We start from the raw sequence: 17,026 nt of genomic DNA on the forward strand, positions 1-17,026 counted from the left end.
TACAGATGTCTCTGTACAGTTTGGGATTGCTTCGTACCGCGCAATAAACTTCCTCTTATAATTCCCTTACCCAAATATTACGATAGCTGATCGGCTCACTTTTATCGCCATGAGCTTGCAGCTTAATTGGTGAAGCGCCATGTTTACGATATTCGGGTTTGCCAATATATGGGGTATCACCTATTAATGAAGTATTGTTTTGAACCAGCACACCATTATGAATTGCGGTAGCGCGAGCCGCTGATTTCAGTGAACCATCCTCATTAAAACGGGGTGCTGTCCAGATTACGTCGTAGGTTTGCCACTCGCCGGGTTTGCGACAAGCGTTTGCCAGGGGGATGGCTTGTTTGTATAAACTGCCCACCTGCCCATTCACATAGGTTTTATTATTATAGTTATCAAGCACCTGCAACTCATAACCACCGGCTCCCCATGGCAGAGCTGCCAGGAAAATGCCGCTGTTACCGCGTGCTTGTCCGCTGCCGGTTATGTTTGATGGGATGCGATATTCGATATGCAACTGAAAATCCATGAATTTACGTTTGGTTTGGATATCGCCTGCGGTTTTATCTACCGTAATAATTTTATTATCAACTTTCCATTTATGGTTTGACGTACTATCGTTGGTGGCAACCCATTCGTCTAGGTTTTTGCCATCAAACAAAATGATCGCATCAGAAGGGGCATCTCCCAAAGTTTTACCAGGGGTAATTACAGCCGGCACCGGCGACCAGATCTCGGTATCCTCCGGCTTGGCATTTTGCTGCGCGAATATTGTTAAAGAACAACCTGCTAATAAAGCAGTGAAAATAAGTTTGCGTTTCATTTTAAAACAATTGATCAGGGTTAAATAATCAGATAACTATTCATGTTTAGCTGAAAGCCTAAAGCTAAAGGCTGAAAACTTTTAATACTGGGTCTTTAGCTTTTTGCTTTAAGCATTCGGCTTTCAGCTTTATTTAGCCAGCGATTTGATCCATAAAGCTATCTTACGAGCCTCTTCCTTAGGAACCTGCGGCATAGGTGGCATAGGCGTTGAATAATCTGGCCAGTGCTCGGGCTTCGGGCTCCGGATCAGCTGGATCAATTCGGCCACACTATATTTGCGTTTAGCTACATCCACGTAAGCCGGGCCAACCTGTCTTTTTGTAGCGTTATGGCACGAAAGACAGGTATTTTTCAGCAGGATCGGCTGCACCTCGGCATAAGTAGGAACCGCGTTTAACCCAGCTGCAGATTTTACTGCCGCAGCTTTTTTACCGGCAACGCCTTTTTTCAGATCGGCCGCGGCTGCAGCTTTGGCAGAGTTTACTGTACTTACCTCCGTCATGGAAAGTTTTTGCCCTTCGGGGATATTATTCAACGTATAATAAGCCGTTGGGTGAACTAAATTGAAATAGTTTTCCTTATCACGAATACCTGCAAGCGTGATGGTGTGGATATAATATTTACGCAGGTTATTCACAATCAATCGCGCTTTTAAACCATCTGCAGATACCTTCACACCTGCTATCGGGCATTTTTCGGTATTTACCGGCGGGCTGCCGTACACACCATGGTATTTATAGATATAGCTTTCAACAGAGTATGAAGCAATGTCTTCAGCTACTTTCTTATCAACCGGCTTGGTAAACTCTATCTCAAAACCATCAGGCATTGCACGGATAGCACGCATCTCAAACGGAACTTTATTGTTCCATACCAATCGCTGCAATCCCATAGTGGCCTCCCCTGCAGATCCCCAGCCACGATTAGTTTCGCCTGTAGCCAATGAACCATCAGGTAACCAGGCCAGCCTTACTATGCCCGATTGGAAACCACTTCTGAAAGCCCAGGCCGCGCCCTGGTATTCGCCATTAACCTTCTCTAAAAACACCCTGTCGACCATACTTTGGCCCTGGTCGCAGATCAGTAATTGCCCGGCAAAAGGGCCGAATGCGCCTTCCGGGATTTTAACAATTTCGGAGTTGGAGATCCCTAAGATACCATGCGGTAACCAAACAGCAGGCAGCTGTAATTCAGGGATTTCTTTTTTAGCCTCAAACTCCGTTTTAAATTTTTCATTAACAATATCTTGTGGCTTTACAGGTTGACCGTTTTTATCAAATTCTATCCTCGGGTTGTTTTTGGCAAAGAATTGCTCGGATGTGAGTTTTAGCGGCGAGTTAGGTAAACCCGTCCAAACCAGGCTTGAAGGATGCCCCATAAAAGCCCCTTTTTTGATCGGCATGATACTACCTGAACCAACCCAGTCGCCCTGGTTATCTGAATACCAAAGTTCGCCATCAATCATACTAATACCGCAAGGCGAACGCAAGCCCGCTGCCCATGGCGTAACAGTGCCATCTTCCTTAATATTTAAAGCCCAGCCCCGGTAAGGCACAAAGCTTTTCGGGTGCCACCAATCGGGCGGGAAGCCGAGGTTCAAAGTCACAAAGAATGAGCCATCGGGCGCTATTTTAGGCCCGAAACTATACTCATGATAGTTACCAGATAATGGCCATGCATAAATGGTTTCAAAAACATCGGCCTTACCATCCATATTGGTATCAACCAGCTTGGTCAATTCGCCGCGCTGAACAACGTACAACGCCCCATCTTTCCAGGCAGCTCCCAGCACCTCATGCAAGCCAGAAGCAAATTTACGGAAGAAAGGGTGCTGGCCTGTAGGGTTTTCAACCATAAAAATATCTCCGCGACGGGTGGTTACTGCCAGGGTGCCATTAGGCAGCGTACACAAACCGCCAACTTCAAGGATAGTACCCTCAGGCGCGGGCACTTTCATGATCTTAAAAAAGTCATCTTCTTTAGGCGATTCGGCCTGGGCAAAGGTATTTTTGATATCGCTTAACAGCGCGATAATTACAAGCGTAAATAAAAACGTGCCTTTGTTTATCATTTGTTTTAAAGTATTGTTCATGATCAAGGCAGCTTAAAAAATGATAGAATAGGTTAATTTCTTTTGAATAGGAATGATAAGCTCCTGCTTCCCTCCCGCATCCCGAACGACAGGTTTGGCGCCTGCCGCATCATCAATACGGATATAATAGGATTTATCATCAATGACATATAATCCATTGCCCAGCGTTTCGATATTGCCGGATGCCAGATGATAAAACAGGCCGTCAACTGCATTGGCAAGTGTTACTTCCCGGTGAATGCCTTGCCCTTTATCCATCACACTGCTGGCATCATTTACCGAAGTGCCATAAATATTGTACTTAAATGCAGGAACATCGTCGGCATTCAAAACATAGCCTTTTGGCCTGTACCCTGTACCGGCAGTATCCAAAGCCCAGGCGGCATTTGCATCGCTCAGCTTTCCGATAGCAGGGACAGGTTTGCCAAGATATTGTACAGACCCAGCCGGGCGCGATGAGCCATCGCCCCTGTCATGCCACATGGGTGTGGCATCTAAAAAACCACCACGCCAGATCTCAACAATCATTCCTTTATCCAGATCATAAGTGTAGTGTAACAGTTCGGGGCTGCCTACATTTACACCATGGGTAACCCTGATACCTCCGGGCAAATCAGAAAAGCTCCGTAATATAGTATTTGAAGTTGCATTAATCAAAATAGGATCAACAGGATCATTGTTACTTACATTGGCATCGCTCAATAAATATTCACGGATGCCAGGGCCTGATACCGTAAGCCCTAAAGCCGGTCTGGCCCAGTCGACAGTTTTTGAGTAGAATAATTCAAACGGATGATCACCGGGTTGTAACTGAGTCTTGCCCTCACCCTTGTTTTCGGTTAACGTAACCGCGTCGGCGCCGTCAATACGCAACTTGCCTTTACCACCCGGTACATTTAGTTTAAAAACGTATTCGCCGGCTTCTTTAATTTGAATACTGCCCGTATAACGGATTAGGAAATCATTGGTAAGCTTACCCTGGTTTGATGATAATACAGGCGAAGTTCCTTCTGATTCGGGTTTTAGTTTCTTATAACTATCTCCCTCAATAATCCCATCTTTATAAACCCCGTATTTCAGGTTTGAAAGTGCAGGGTGAGGCTTGTCAAAACTGGTTATCCTGATATTCCTGAAAGCTACCGGACCATGATCACCCTGTAAACGCAGCGGACCGGTGGCGGCCTCCTTAGTATCAAAAGCTCCGCGGGTTGGTCCGGCAAGCTCCACATTATCCTGGATCAAAACACCATTGAGCCAGATGTAAAGAACCTTGGCGTTACTAATCTTTTGGCCGTTGCCATCAAAGCGCGGCGCCTGGAACGAAATTTTCATGTGCTGCCACAAACCCGGCGCACGGCTGGCATTTTGCCTCGGCGCATGGCCATCATAACCTTGCTGACCTTCGGGCTTGCTATCGTCCCAGCGCTCATAAATACCGCCATTATCGCCCGATTTTGGGTTTACCGTTCCCCAGCTATCCAACAACTGGATCTCGTAACGGCCCTGCAAATAAATACCCGAATTGGAACCCCTGGCCATCATATAATCAAGCTCAAGATCGGCATCTCCATAAGTGGTTTTGGTAAACAGGTCTTTCGCATCCTTTTTGCCGGGCAGATTTACCAAAATCCCGTTACCGTCTTTAAGGGTTAAAACTTCATTCTGCGCAATATCAGCCTGTACGTCGGCCGCTACTTTCCAGTTAGGTGATGGATTATCAAAAAAAGAAAGATCATTAAGTGATACCGTGTTTTGCGCCCTGAGTTGCTGGCAACCCAACAGGCAAACACATGCTACCCAAAACTTTTTTCTGCCGAAGAGTTTAGGAGATTGATTAAAGCAATGCATTGATTTTTAATTATAATATGGTTTATTGGCTAAGGCGCATAGTCGACCTTACATTAGCACCGCAAGATAATTAATTTACGCAATCGATTACGAAAATATTTCAATCATTTTCGGGTGTAATTTCACCCGGAGGCAAAACACCTAATTTACAAGCCTTTGGTTACCCTTGTTATCAAAAACGGTAACGCTTAATATTTTGTCATTAAGCTGTATAAACCTTGCTGATTGCGACAAAAAAGATGAGCCAAAATAAAATTCCTGCCTTGAGGTATTGCCGTTCTTATATTTAATCAGTGCATAAACATCATTGGCCTTAACCGGGATAGTTTTTGTTTTATTTTTTGATCTGAAAACTTTTAAAACATCTTTGTGTTGACTGGCGGCCAATATTACCTGCCCATTTTTATCGCGGAACTTAACCAGGGCCTTACCATCTCCCGGAATATAAATACCGCTTTGCACAATGCTTAATGGCTTAAAGTTGCCTTTGCCGTCACCACTCAGTATTAAACCGTTAAGAGCGTCATAACGCCCTATAGTAGCATCACTGCCATAATCGTTGCCATTGATAACTACATCGAGGTTTCCATCTCCGTCAAAATCTCCGGTTTCCATACCGTTTAATACCGATACCTGGGCTTCAACCGGCAGCGGGATAGCTGTAAATTTACCATTGCCATCATTCCTTAAAAAACATGATTGTAAGGTATTAGCTTTCAGCTTCAACGCCCCGCTCCTCTGTTCGGGTGAAAGCACCTCATCCATAGTTGCCAAAGCGTACGAGCGATAATTGGTAAACTTTTTTCTCATGCTGATCATTTGCTTCAGCATATCATCGCGACCGTACATTGGGTACTCTTTTTTGTCCCCGTTTTGATCGGGTAGGAAAATAGACGGAATCGCGCTGTAGATGCCGCTCTTATCAAATTCTTTAGCTGTAATGTAAACAGGATATTGGTCACTGGCTTTGATCAGGCTATTCTCGCCCAAATTCCCGACAATATAATCCGTACGGCCGGTATGCCTGAAATCTCCGGCTACCAATGAGTTCCACCAACCCAGCTTATTGCCCAAGCCGGATTGAACTGTGGTATTAACAAACTTACCATGTTCATTTTTTAGGAATGTTACCGGCATCCACTCGCCGGCCATGACCAGGTCGGGCCAGCCGTCGTTATCATAATCGGTAAACAGGGCATCACAAATCATGCCTATGTTTTTCAAAGCCGGAGCTACCTGTGCTGTAACATCCGTAAATTTTGCGTGCCCAGTTTCACTATCGTTCCGCAAAATAAAACTCGAAACAGGGTTGGGGTATTTCCATGGCTCAACTCTTCCTGATACAAACAGGTCGGGCTTGCCATCTTTATTATAATCACAAGCCCGTACACAAAGTTTGCTGGTGAGGTTTGAAGGCAAAGCATCCGTTGTAAGCGTAAAATTGCCTTTGCCGTCATTGATATAAAGCCTGTCCTGGTATTCTGGACCATTTGCTGCAAATTCGTAACCTCCACTGGCCGCATATAAATCGAGCTTGCCATCACCATTAGCATCAAAAAGCAACAAACCTTCATCTTGAAAATTATGGACAGGATTAATATTACCTGTTAACAGGTTGCGGCGGTTAAATTTGCCATCGGGCATCTGGAAAAAAACCTGCGCCTGATCGTAAGCGGTGCCGCCAATGATCAAATCATCAAAGCCATTGCCGTCGATATCACCCGCGGCTAAAGCCGGATTATACTCCGAAAGTTTGTGCGGGAGTAGTTTCTGGATATTAAAATCAAGAAAACCGCTTCCCTTGTTGGTATAATGGATCCCTATGGAATCTGTTATTTCTTTAAATAAAGCGTTCGCGGCTATTTGCGGCTGAACAAAGGAATAAGGGTCTTGAGCATTTTTTATATCAACCTTTATTAACTGATCTGCTTTTAGCTTTGTCAGCTTTTCTCTTTTGCCATTGGGCCATTTGATCAAAACCGAATCTATTGCGGTAACTTTACCCAAACCGAAATGCGCTATACTTTGTACCGATGAAATATATCCCCGGTAGGGATCATTTTCATATACCTGTGTCTTATCCTTATCGTAAAATATCTCGGCCGTAGCACCTAAGCCGTTAATATTTTGCCTATCACCTTTAAAGCTGATTTGCAGGTAGTGCGTTTTATCGAGGTTATTTTTATCATCGCGAGATGTGTTGCGATAAACTAAAGCTTCATCGTTGATATTGTTAACCACCATATCCATAGCCCCGTCATTATCCAGGTCCACGTACACTGCACCGTTTGAAAAAGTAGGCAGGCTTAAGCCCCAATCCTTACTCACATCGGTAAAGGTGAGGTTGCCGTTATTCGCAAAAGCATAGTTATGCAGCTTAATTTCGGGGATTTGATCCAAAACTTTTTGTTTGGAAGTAACGGCATAGGCCTGCTCACGGTAAGTCATAAAATCATGGTCAGACACATCCTTAGGGAAGCCGTTGGTTATGATCATGTCCCGATAGCCGTCATTATTAAAATCGGTGATCAGCGGTGTCCAGCTCCAGTCGGTTTGAGCAATGCCACTTAAAAAGCCTATTTCGCTAAAAGCAGGGGCGCCAATAGCACCATTCTGTCCTAAACGCGGCCCCTGGTTTAATTGCAGCGTATTGCGTACATATTGATATTGTGTACCATAAATATCAAAGTTTTGATAAGTTTGGTAACTATTGGGACCGAGGATCATCTTTTTGCGATAGTTATCCTCCGGATTCATGTCCAGTTCAACAACATCGGGCAAGCCATCGTTATTGACATCGATAACATCCTGCCCCATAGCGTTGTAGGATGTGTGTTTAAAATATTCTTTGGTACGATTGGTAAAGGTACCATCGTGGTTGTTGATGTAAAGGATGTTGTTTGATATAAAATCATCCGATACGTAAATGTCTTTCCACCCGTCGTTGTTAAAATCGACCGTTGTGGCTGCATGGCCGTAACCATCCAGGTTAATACCTGCCTGTGCGGATACATCATGAAACACGCCATGATGTAATTTTTCATCCCAATCGTTACGGTACAACCTGCCCCGGCTATGATTTGCCGTATAATTTGAGTTACCGAATAAATTAGGGTTGTAACTTGCGGTGGCGCTGTTCACGGTAAGGTACATATCCAGGTCGCCATCGTTGTCATAGTCAAAAAAGCTTGCCATGGTTGATTGTGCGCCTGCTTCCAAACCATATTCTGAAGCCTCATCTTTAAAATGAGGAATACCATCGTTGCCTTTCCCCTGGTTAACGTATAGTATATTCCGCCTTTTCAGCGAGTCTTTGGTAATGGTGTTGCAAATGTAAAGGTCCGGTAAACCATCATTGTTGATATCAACTACCGCAACACCCCTTCCCCATCGGCCCGCGCCATTTACACCCGCGGCATCGGTAATATCATCAAACTTAAAATCACCTTTATTAAGATATAGCTTACTTGCCACCATATTACCCGTAAAGTACAAATCGGGCAGGCCATCGCCATTAAAATCGCCAACCCCTACGCCGCCGCCATTGTAAATATTCACCAGGTCTAACGGGTTAATCGAATCGTTTTCGATGATCTCATTTTTAAAATGAATGCCCGAATGAGATGATGAAACCTGCTGAAAAAGTGAAGTTTTTTTACAGGAGAATAAGGCAGATGAACATAGTATAACGATGGATAAAATTTTCTTCATCGATTAGGGGATTGGTTTATTTTTTAAAGATAATATTTAACACAGAAAAGGCTTTCTCCCTTCGGGAAAAGCCTTTTCTGTTAAATGATAACAATATACTAATTACCGTATGCCGGATTTTGAGTTAAGTTAGGGTTTAGCCCACGCTCAAGCTGCGGAATAGGATAAAGATCACGACCTACCGGAAGTGATGTATTATACAAGCCATGAAGCTTTAAACCGTTATCTGCATCAAGCTTTGCATCTGCAGTGTTAGGGTTAGGGATCATGTTTGTATTGTTGTCGACTGTACCGTAAGCTTTTTTAATGAATTCGGCAGCTACACCAGCCCTGCGTAGGTTATAAAACACAGAATACTCACCCGAAAGTTCATGCCTGTACTCGCTGTAAACCATTTGCAGTGGGTCTGTGATTGGGCTTGAAGCCGAACCGTCATAATTTGCACCATCCTGCATTACAGCCGGAGCAGTGCCGCCCCACGCGCGGTCCCTTACCTTTTTAATCGTGGCCAGGCCACCTGCTGCGTCACCTGTACGGATCTGGCACTCGGCTTTATCAAGCAATACTTCGGCATAACGTAACAGTATTTGATTTTGAGCGCCAAAAATTGTTGAATTACCGGAGTTAGCATCAAGGTTGGGGTCACGCCACATTTTAGCACAGTAGAAGCCGGTACGTAAGCCATCACCGTCAGAACCATACCATGGATTGGCATGGGTACCACAGGTATTGATGATTTTACCGTCATCCCCGGTGTATTTAGCTTTTACCTTAGGATCGGAGCTCGCAAAACCTGCTACTACTAAAGGATAAACTTTAATGCCACCCCGACCTATAATTCCCGGACTAATGTTCTCATCGCCCGGGCCAATCACTGTTGCCAGTTTACGTTTGTCACCAGCCTGATATGAATAATATAATCCCGGATTGGCATAATCATAACCGAAGTTTGAAACCTCCTCCGGCCAGCTAAAATCCGAAATCCAGGCTACTTCATTACCTGCACCCCAACTTTGGGTACCTGCTACTGTGAACTGCACCTCAAATATCGACTCAGCATTATTTTGATGATTGTATTCATTTACATCTATAAAATTAGGCATCAGTGAAAAATGCCCATCCAACTGGTTAAAGTTTGTCAATGCACCGGCGTAATCTTTATTCCACATTTGCGCGGCGCCTTCATAAGCTAAAGCAGCACCTTTTGTTGCCCTTCCAAGTTCGGAAGCCGGCAAATCTTCCCTCCATGGTAATAAAGTTGCCGCTTGCTTGGTATCGGCAATTACCTGTGCAAATACTTGCTCTTGTGTACTTCTTGCGGTTAAACCATCAGTTACTGATTTAAGCTCCAGTGGCACACCGCCAAAACTACCCGCCAGGTAGTAATAGGTCATTCCGCGTAAAAAGTAGGCTTCACCAAGCAATCGGTTAGCTAAACTTTCGTCAAGAATCCCTTTGGCTTTCATTTCGGGAATGATTTCAATTGCAGAGTTAGCCCGAGATATGCCCACATAAGCACGTTGCCAAAAAGTCCTGATCGGGCCAAAATCTGTAGTTATTGCGTAGTAATTATAAAAGCGGTCATTTCCCCAGTTAAAAAAATCATGGGTTTGAAAGTTAGCATAATACCAGATCGACTTTTTTAGCAAGTCGGCATTTTGATAGGTATCATAAATTGAGTTTACAAGCGCTATACCGTCAGATGCTTTATTAAAATAAGCATCTTTAGTGAGCTGTGTATAGCTTGTTTGGTCAAGAAAATTCTTTTTACAGCTCAATGGAACCATAAGTGTGGCACCGAGAGCAATTAGTGTGATATATTTTTTATTGATTTTCATTTCTTTACTGTTTTATCGCTGCCCAATTAGAAAGTTACATTTAAACCAAGTGTATAAAACTTAGATGAAGGGTAATTACCCGCATCAATACCAGATGCTGTTGCACTTCCATTAGCTGTGCCAATTTCAGGATCCAGACCTTTATACCCGGTTATAGTAAACAAATTCTGGGTAGAAAAGTAAATCCTCACTTTTGATAGGGTTAACCTTTTGGTGACATCAGACGGCAATGTATAACCCAGGGTAAGGTTCCTTAAACGGAGATAGCTACCATCTTCAACATACACACTTGATGGTACATTATTTGCGCTGGTATCATCATTATATGTAAGCCTTGCGTAACGATTTGATGGATTACTTGGAGTCCAGTGATTAACATAATAATCGTAACCTACGTTTTCAACACCAACAAAACCCGGGGCCTGAAAGCTTTCAAGCGTCCTTTGCTGATAATTCAGGATCTTATTTCCGTAAGAGCCGTAGAAGTATGCGTTAAGATCAAATGCCTTATAGGCAAAATCGAGGTTTAAACCGCCATAAAATTTAGGGATCGGACTACCGAGGCTTGTCCTGTCTGAAGGGGTAACCTGTCCGTCGCCATTAGTGTCCGCATAGTAACGGTCTCCGGGTTGGGTAACGCTTTTCCAGTAATATGGGTTACTTGGGAATTTAGCTGCAGCCGCGGCGTTTAAAGCATTAATTTGCGCCTGCGACTGAAAAATCCCCAGCGATTTATAACCGAAAAATTCACCTACAGCCTGCCCGATATTGGTTTCGCTGAATTGGCCCCAGCCATTACCGTTAAGACCGGTAACCGTAGTAAGGTTATCAATAAAGGTTAAGCTTTTGTTAATGCTAACTAATTTATTCTTAACTGTGGTAAAGGTTAAACCCAAACCATACCTGAAATCATTTACAGTATGGTTATAGTTTACGGCAAATTCAAAACCTTTGTTATTGATTTCACCAACATTTTGGGCCAGGTTTTGGCTAAAGCCAGTTTGTGACGATACAGGAAGGTTTAACAAAAAGTCTTTCGATCTCCTGTTATAATAATCAACTGTAAAAGTAAGCGCGCCATTCAGGAAGGCAGCATCCATACCAATGTCAGTTTGGTAATCAGTTTCCCATCTGAGGTCGGGGTTGGCAGGTTGTGTTGGTGCCAAACCGGGTTGATAAACCTCTCCTGACGAACCATTTTTACCAAATGGATAGCCCACGTTTGTGCCGGTAGTAGCTGCACCACCTGATGAATATAAGGCATTATATTGAAATAATGGAATAGAGCCCTGATTACCAACTTCGCCATACCCTCCTCTGAACTTCAGATCAGACAGCCATGCAACGTTTTTCAGGAATGATTCTTCTTTAGCTTTCCAGGCTACGGAACCCGAAGGGAATACACCATATTGATGCCCGTTAGCAAATTTCGACGAACCATCGCGCCTAACGGTACCTGTTACAATATATTTGTCATTGTATTTATAGATTAACCGTCCAAATTGTGAAGCAAAAGTTGTTGTATACTGGCTGCCTGTAACAACAAGATCATTAACCTGCGCCAGATCCCGAAGGGCATTATTGATCAATTTATCTCCGGTACCTGTCATATACCGATAGGTATTTGATTGTGCTGAAACACCACCAACAAAGTTAATAGCATGCTTTCCGAAGGTTTTATCATACGATATGGTATTTTCCCATAACCACTCAAAAGTGTTATTAGCACTTTGCGAATAAATAGAATTTTGGTTAGCGCCGCTTAAACCATATTGCTCCTGCCAGCGAAGATCTTCCGGTTGAAAGAAGTAACCCGAATAGTCGCTTACATTTAGGCCCGCATTGGTTTTGATCTTAAGCCCGTCTATAATAGTAGCCTCCAATGAGCTACTTGCCAAAAGGTAATTATTTAGGTTTTTATAATCGTTTTTTTCAATAGTATATAATGGATTGTTCCAGCTTTTTGTATAAATATTGATCGGGTTATAAAAACCATAGTTCCCATTTTTGTCTTTTATCTGGTTGGTTAACTTATTACCACCATCAAGCGTGGGGATAAGCTCGGTTAATTGCTGTAACGATCCTGAACCAAATGGGTTATTTTGATCCTGCCTTGAATACTTAGCACTGGTAGATGATTTAAGCCATTTACTTACGGTATAATCAATATTCATACCCAGGTTTAACCGCTTAAAATATGAACCTAAAACAATGCCCTTTTGGTCATAATAACCAGCTGAAAAGGCAGATTGAATTTTTTCGTTGCCTCCACGTATACCAAGGTTGTAGCTCTGTTTTGCCCCCTGGCGATAAATTGCATCCTGCCAGTCAACACTGGTTAATGCCGAAGGGTTTGCCCATTCAGGCAATTCTGTAAAATTACCTTCAGATGCGTGATCTTCATTGGCCAAGGTTGCCCATTGCTGCGCGTTAAGAACTTTATACTTTTTTGGTTTTGATTGCAATGAACCATAAGCATCTAACGATACCTGCACCCCACCATCCTTCCGGCCTTTTTTTGTAGTAATGATAACAACGCCGTTTGCCGCTCTAACACCATAAATAGCTGTTGCCGAAGCATCTTTCAACACATCAATATTAGCTATATCATTAGGATTAACGTTATTTAAGCCTCCGCTGATCGGGTAACCATCAACCACATATAGAGGCTCATTACCATTTGTAGCCAAACTACCTACCCCCCTGATCAATACACTCACGCTGCTACCGGGTGCGCCATCATTATTAGTAACCTGTACACCCGCTGCCCGGCCTTGCAAAGCCTGATCAACGCTGGTCACAGGTACTTTACCTACCTGATCGGCGTTGATTGAACTAATAGCCCCGGTTAAATCTTTACGCTTAGTAGTACCATAACCCACAACAACTACCTCGGTCAGTGTTTTATTATCGGGCACTAATGATACGTTAATAACCGATCGGCCGTTTATGGCAACTTCCTGGTTTAAGAAGCCAACAAAGCTAAAAACAAGTGTTTCATTGTTACCGGCGGTTATTGAGTAGGTACCATCGGCCTTTGAACCCGCAGCCTGCGTGCTCCCTTTTATCTTAACGGTAACACCCGGCAAAGGTAGTCCGTTGTCCGAACCGGTGATCTTACCGGTAATCAATTTACTTTGGGCATGCCCCGACAGGCTTATCAACACGAATGATAAGCTTGTACAGATTAAGGCCACAACTTTTTTGATACGTAGTTTTCCTCTCATACGTTTTACTTTAATTTGTTAAAATTGGTTTAAAGCACATGATCACCTCTTAACAGTTGTTGCCAAAGAGAGATTATATGCTAAGTAAAAGTAGCCAGAGGTAACAATCGATTGTAATACGATATGAGTGGTTTTTTGTATTATTTTAACATAAGCTAAAAATAGAAATTAAAAATTTCAAATAATTAATTATCAATAAGTTAAAATTTAAAAACAAAACCAAAAGTCAATATATTATCGCCATTGTGATAAAATAATACATATCAATGTTAAAATTAAACCACCGAATAAATGTTATTTTAACAGTAAAATTGATTTTGATTTTAAAACATTACCCTAACGTTCTGCAGGTTGTATAAACAAAAATGCCTCCTGGTTAACACCGGAAGGCATTGGTCATTTTTAACTTTTTAAATCCCCTATTTTAGCTTCACAAAATAGATCCTGTTCCTGTCAACCGAATTGGTAACCGGTAAAATCTTAGCTGCAAAACCATTCTTGCCATTATCAACAACGCCAAAGTCATCATCGTTAGATATGGCAAGGATATTGCCGGGTAGTAAGGCCAAACCTTCGGCTTTATCATGAGGGTATACCTTTGGCAAATCTTTAAGTAAATCGAGCACCAATGTTTTCGTAACCGGGGCAATGCCGGCCGCCTGCAAACCAGCGGCGTCATTAAGCTCTTCAACAGTTTTGCCGCCATATAATTTACCGTTGGCACCATTGGCCGGGTCAGAAATATCAGTTGCGTTGCTTAAATCTATTTTGAATACTTTTTTAAACGTAGCAGGATCGGTAGATGCACCTCCAAACTTACCATCGCGTTCAATGGTTAAAAACGTGGTTGCATTAACAGCCGTTATGTCACTTACCCCGGTTAACGAAGTGTTATCCATAAGGTAAGCATACTGTTCTGTATTGCCCGTTGCAATATCAAATGTAAGGATGCGCAATACAGTTGAATTAGCAACCTTTGCTTTAGATGGGTTATACATTGGCGATTGCATCATGCCCACCAATGTTTTGCCATCGGGTGTTATGGCCAACCCTTCCATACCGCGGTTTGCTCTCCGGGTAGCAAACACAGCCGGGATTTTACGGCCGCCGGTTCCTGATCCATACGGGTTGATGCGTTCAATGGTTTTGCCATTGGCATCAAAGTGCACTATATGCGGACCGTATTCATCGCTTACCCAAAAAGTACCGTCGGCTGCTAAAACCAAACCTTCCGAGTCGATCCCATCTGCACTTGGCGACAGTTGATTCCCGCTCAGATCAAAAGGAGTTTCCCCCGAGGCCCCCATACCGGCGGGGTTTGGTAAACCATTTAATTTCCCGCCGTTGGCATTTTTCAACTCTATGGTTTGTTCCAGTACCAGTTTATCATCCTTTAACCTGAACTTACCTATCTGCGGATCAAAATCTGGTTTACCGATGATGATGGAATTGGCTGTCTGCCCGGCGACGTTTGAACCACGGTCGGTAAGCATGTAAAATACATCTTTCTGGTTTGGATCTGCTGCCACTGCCGATCCAAAGCCGCCGTTATAGACCTTTACACCATCAGCAGTGGTGAAAAGGATAGCCGGGTTTTGCGCCTCGGCCACATCAGGATAGCCGAAAGGATTTATCTTATTATCATCATGGCAGGAAGAAAGGATCGCCGCGGATACCGCGATGACGCTAAGGAATTGTTTTTTCATTTGATAAGTGATCGATTAGTCTTACAAAGGAATCGGCCACATGTAAACCTACTGTTAATTCTATAACAATAATTTAACCTCCAGGAACAAATTCTATTGAATCTTAACATATCAACAACTCAACATTTTGCAATAATTATGTTACTTACCAATAATCATTTAAGATAAAACGTATTACCTCGCCTGCTTTTTTATATTTTTAACCTTATGAAACATATTTACCATTATACCTGCAACAACCTTTGGAACAAGGCAAAGCCCCTTGTACTTGGCATGCTGCTTTGCAGCAGCATCGCTCGGGCACAATCAACTAATCCGGTTATAAACAGCATCATGACCGAGGAAACCAGCAATTCACAATTGGAAAAACTGGCACATGAACTATTTGACGGTATTGGCCCCCGTTTGGTTGGTACTCCCCAAATGAAACAGGCTAACGATTGGGCCGTTGCCAAATACAAAAGCTGGGATATTCAGGCTAAAAATGAAAAATGGGGCGAATGGCGCGGATGGGAACGTGGGATCTCGCATATTGATATGGTATCGCCAAGGGTAAAATCCTTAGAAGGCACGCAACTGGCCTGGAGCCCGGGCATGGGTAAAAAGACCACCACTGCCGAGGTGATTATTTTACCGGATGTGGCCGACTCGGTTGCATTTCAGCAATGGCTGCCTAATGTTAAAGGTAAATTTGTAATGATCTCCATGCTTCAGCCAACCGGCAGGCCCGATTATAACTGGCAGGAGTTTGCCCTGAAGGAATCATTTGATAAAATGAAAGCCGACCGCACCGCCCAAACCGATGCATGGAAAAAACGCATTAGCAAAACCGGGTTTACCAATAAAACTTTGCCCATAGCATTAGAAAATGCCGGCGCGGCAGGTATCCTGACCAATAACTGGTCGGCAGGTTTTGGGGTTGATAAGATCTTTGCTGCCTATACCAAAATTGTACCTACGGTCGACATTGCATTGGAAGACTATGGTATGCTGTACCGCCTGAGCGAATCGGGTAACAAACCGGTGATCAGCATCCATTGCGAATCAAAAGAACTGGGCGTAGTGCCAACCTTTAATACCATTGCCGAAATCAAAGGAAGCGAAAAACCCAACGAGTATGTAATGCTGAGCGCTCACTTTGATTCGTGGGATGGCGGCACAGGTGCTACCGATAACGGTACAGGTACCCTAACCATGATGGAAGCGATGCGCCTGCTTAAAAAATTCTATCCGCATCCAAAACGTACCATACTGGTAGGCCATTGGGGCAGCGAAGAGGAAGGCCTGAACGGCTCACGTGCCTTTGTTGAAGACCATCCAGAAATTGTTAGCAATCTGCAAGCCCTGTTTAACCAGGATAACGGCACCGGCCGCGTGGTAAACCTTACCGGCCAGGGCTTTGTGGAAGCTAAGGATTATTTAAGCAGATGGCTTGCCGCTGTACCGGATACTATCAAAAACCGGATCAAAACTGTATTTCCTGGTCAGCCCGGCGGTGGCGGGTCTGATTTTGCATCGTTTGTAGCTGTTGGTGCGCCTGGCTTTTCTTTGGGTTCACTTAACTGGTCGTACGGGTCATATACCTGGCATACTAACCGCGACACCTATGACAAAGTTGTTTTTGACGATCTGAAAAACAACGCCATTTTAGCCGCCATCATGGCTTACATGGCAAGTGAAGATCCACAAAAAACCGTTAATACTAAAACCGAAGGCATTAAATGGCCGGTACAGGTTAAGGCAACGCGCCGGGGCGGATTGGATAAGTAGACTGAG

General features: G+C 43.5%; 8 protein-coding genes. 1 reads left to right on the forward strand and 7 read right to left on the reverse strand.

Going from position 1 to position 17,026, the window contains the following annotated elements; translation table 11 throughout:
* Positions 1 to 55: 55 nt before the first annotated feature.
* The 7 genes from ACP26M_RS11935 to ACP26M_RS11965 form a co-directional block, all read right to left on the reverse strand.
* A complete protein-coding gene (locus ACP26M_RS11935) occupies positions 56 to 826 on the reverse strand; it encodes a 3-keto-disaccharide hydrolase (RefSeq protein ID WP_426589106.1) in 771 nt (256 codons plus the stop codon).
* A gap of 129 nt (positions 827 to 955) precedes the next feature.
* The gene (locus ACP26M_RS11940) at positions 956 to 2,920 is read right to left on the reverse strand and encodes a hypothetical protein (protein ID WP_426589108.1); all 1,965 of its coding nucleotides are present in this window, start codon (positions 2,918 to 2,920) and stop codon (positions 956 to 958) included.
* Between the two features lie 12 nt (positions 2,921 to 2,932).
* Positions 2,933 to 4,768, reverse strand: a complete 1,836-nt coding sequence (locus ACP26M_RS11945) for a family 16 glycoside hydrolase (RefSeq protein WP_426589110.1) — start codon at positions 4,766 to 4,768, stop codon at positions 2,933 to 2,935.
* Positions 4,769 to 4,909: 141 nt separating this feature from the next.
* Positions 4,910 to 8,479 carry a VCBS repeat-containing protein gene (locus tag ACP26M_RS11950; RefSeq protein WP_426589112.1) on the reverse strand — a complete coding sequence of 1,190 codons (3,570 nt, stop codon included), beginning with the start codon at positions 8,477 to 8,479 and terminating at the stop codon, positions 4,910 to 4,912.
* Positions 8,480 to 8,577: 98 nt separating this feature from the next.
* Positions 8,578 to 10,317 (reverse strand): RagB/SusD family nutrient uptake outer membrane protein, encoded by a 1,740-nt coding sequence (locus tag ACP26M_RS11955; protein WP_426589114.1) that lies wholly within the window; start codon positions 10,315 to 10,317, stop codon positions 8,578 to 8,580.
* 26 nt (positions 10,318 to 10,343) lie between these two features.
* On the reverse strand, positions 10,344 to 13,544 hold the full coding sequence (locus ACP26M_RS11960; RefSeq protein ID WP_426589116.1) for a SusC/RagA family TonB-linked outer membrane protein: 3,201 nt from the start codon (positions 13,542 to 13,544) through the stop codon (positions 10,344 to 10,346).
* Positions 13,545 to 13,963: 419 nt separating this feature from the next.
* Complete coding sequence (locus ACP26M_RS11965) at positions 13,964 to 15,250, reverse strand: esterase-like activity of phytase family protein (protein ID WP_426589118.1); 1,287 nt, start codon at positions 15,248 to 15,250, stop codon at positions 13,964 to 13,966.
* Positions 15,251 to 15,457: 207 nt separating this feature from the next.
* On the opposite strand from ACP26M_RS11965, the gene ACP26M_RS11970 reads away from it, so the two are divergent.
* Entirely contained in the window at positions 15,458 to 17,020 is a 1,563-nt protein-coding gene (locus ACP26M_RS11970; protein ID WP_426589120.1) for a M20/M25/M40 family metallo-hydrolase, read from the forward strand.
* Positions 17,021 to 17,026: the final 6 nt, after the last annotated feature.

This window comes from Mucilaginibacter sp. R-33 (genome assembly GCF_049949235.1).
Classification (GTDB): domain Bacteria; phylum Bacteroidota; class Bacteroidia; order Sphingobacteriales; family Sphingobacteriaceae; genus Mucilaginibacter.

Excerpts from the sequence above, each read along its gene's own strand:
- ACP26M_RS11935 (WP_426589106.1), bottom strand. The coding sequence starts at position 826 with ATGAAACGCAAACTTATTTTCACTGCTTTATTAGCAGGTTGTTCTTTA.
- ACP26M_RS11940 (WP_426589108.1), bottom strand. The coding sequence starts at position 2,920 with ATGAACAATACTTTAAAACAAATGATAAACAAAGGCACGTTTTTATTT.
- ACP26M_RS11945 (WP_426589110.1), bottom strand. The coding sequence starts at position 4,768 with ATGCATTGCTTTAATCAATCTCCTAAACTCTTCGGCAGAAAAAAGTTT.
- ACP26M_RS11950 (WP_426589112.1), bottom strand. The coding sequence starts at position 8,479 with ATGAAGAAAATTTTATCCATCGTTATACTATGTTCATCTGCCTTATTC.
- ACP26M_RS11955 (WP_426589114.1), bottom strand. The coding sequence starts at position 10,317 with ATGAAAATCAATAAAAAATATATCACACTAATTGCTCTCGGTGCCACA.
- ACP26M_RS11960 (WP_426589116.1), bottom strand. The coding sequence starts at position 13,544 with ATGAGAGGAAAACTACGTATCAAAAAAGTTGTGGCCTTAATCTGTACA.
- ACP26M_RS11965 (WP_426589118.1), bottom strand. The coding sequence starts at position 15,250 with ATGAAAAAACAATTCCTTAGCGTCATCGCGGTATCCGCGGCGATCCTT.
- ACP26M_RS11970 (WP_426589120.1), top strand. The coding sequence starts at position 15,458 with ATGAAACATATTTACCATTATACCTGCAACAACCTTTGGAACAAGGCA.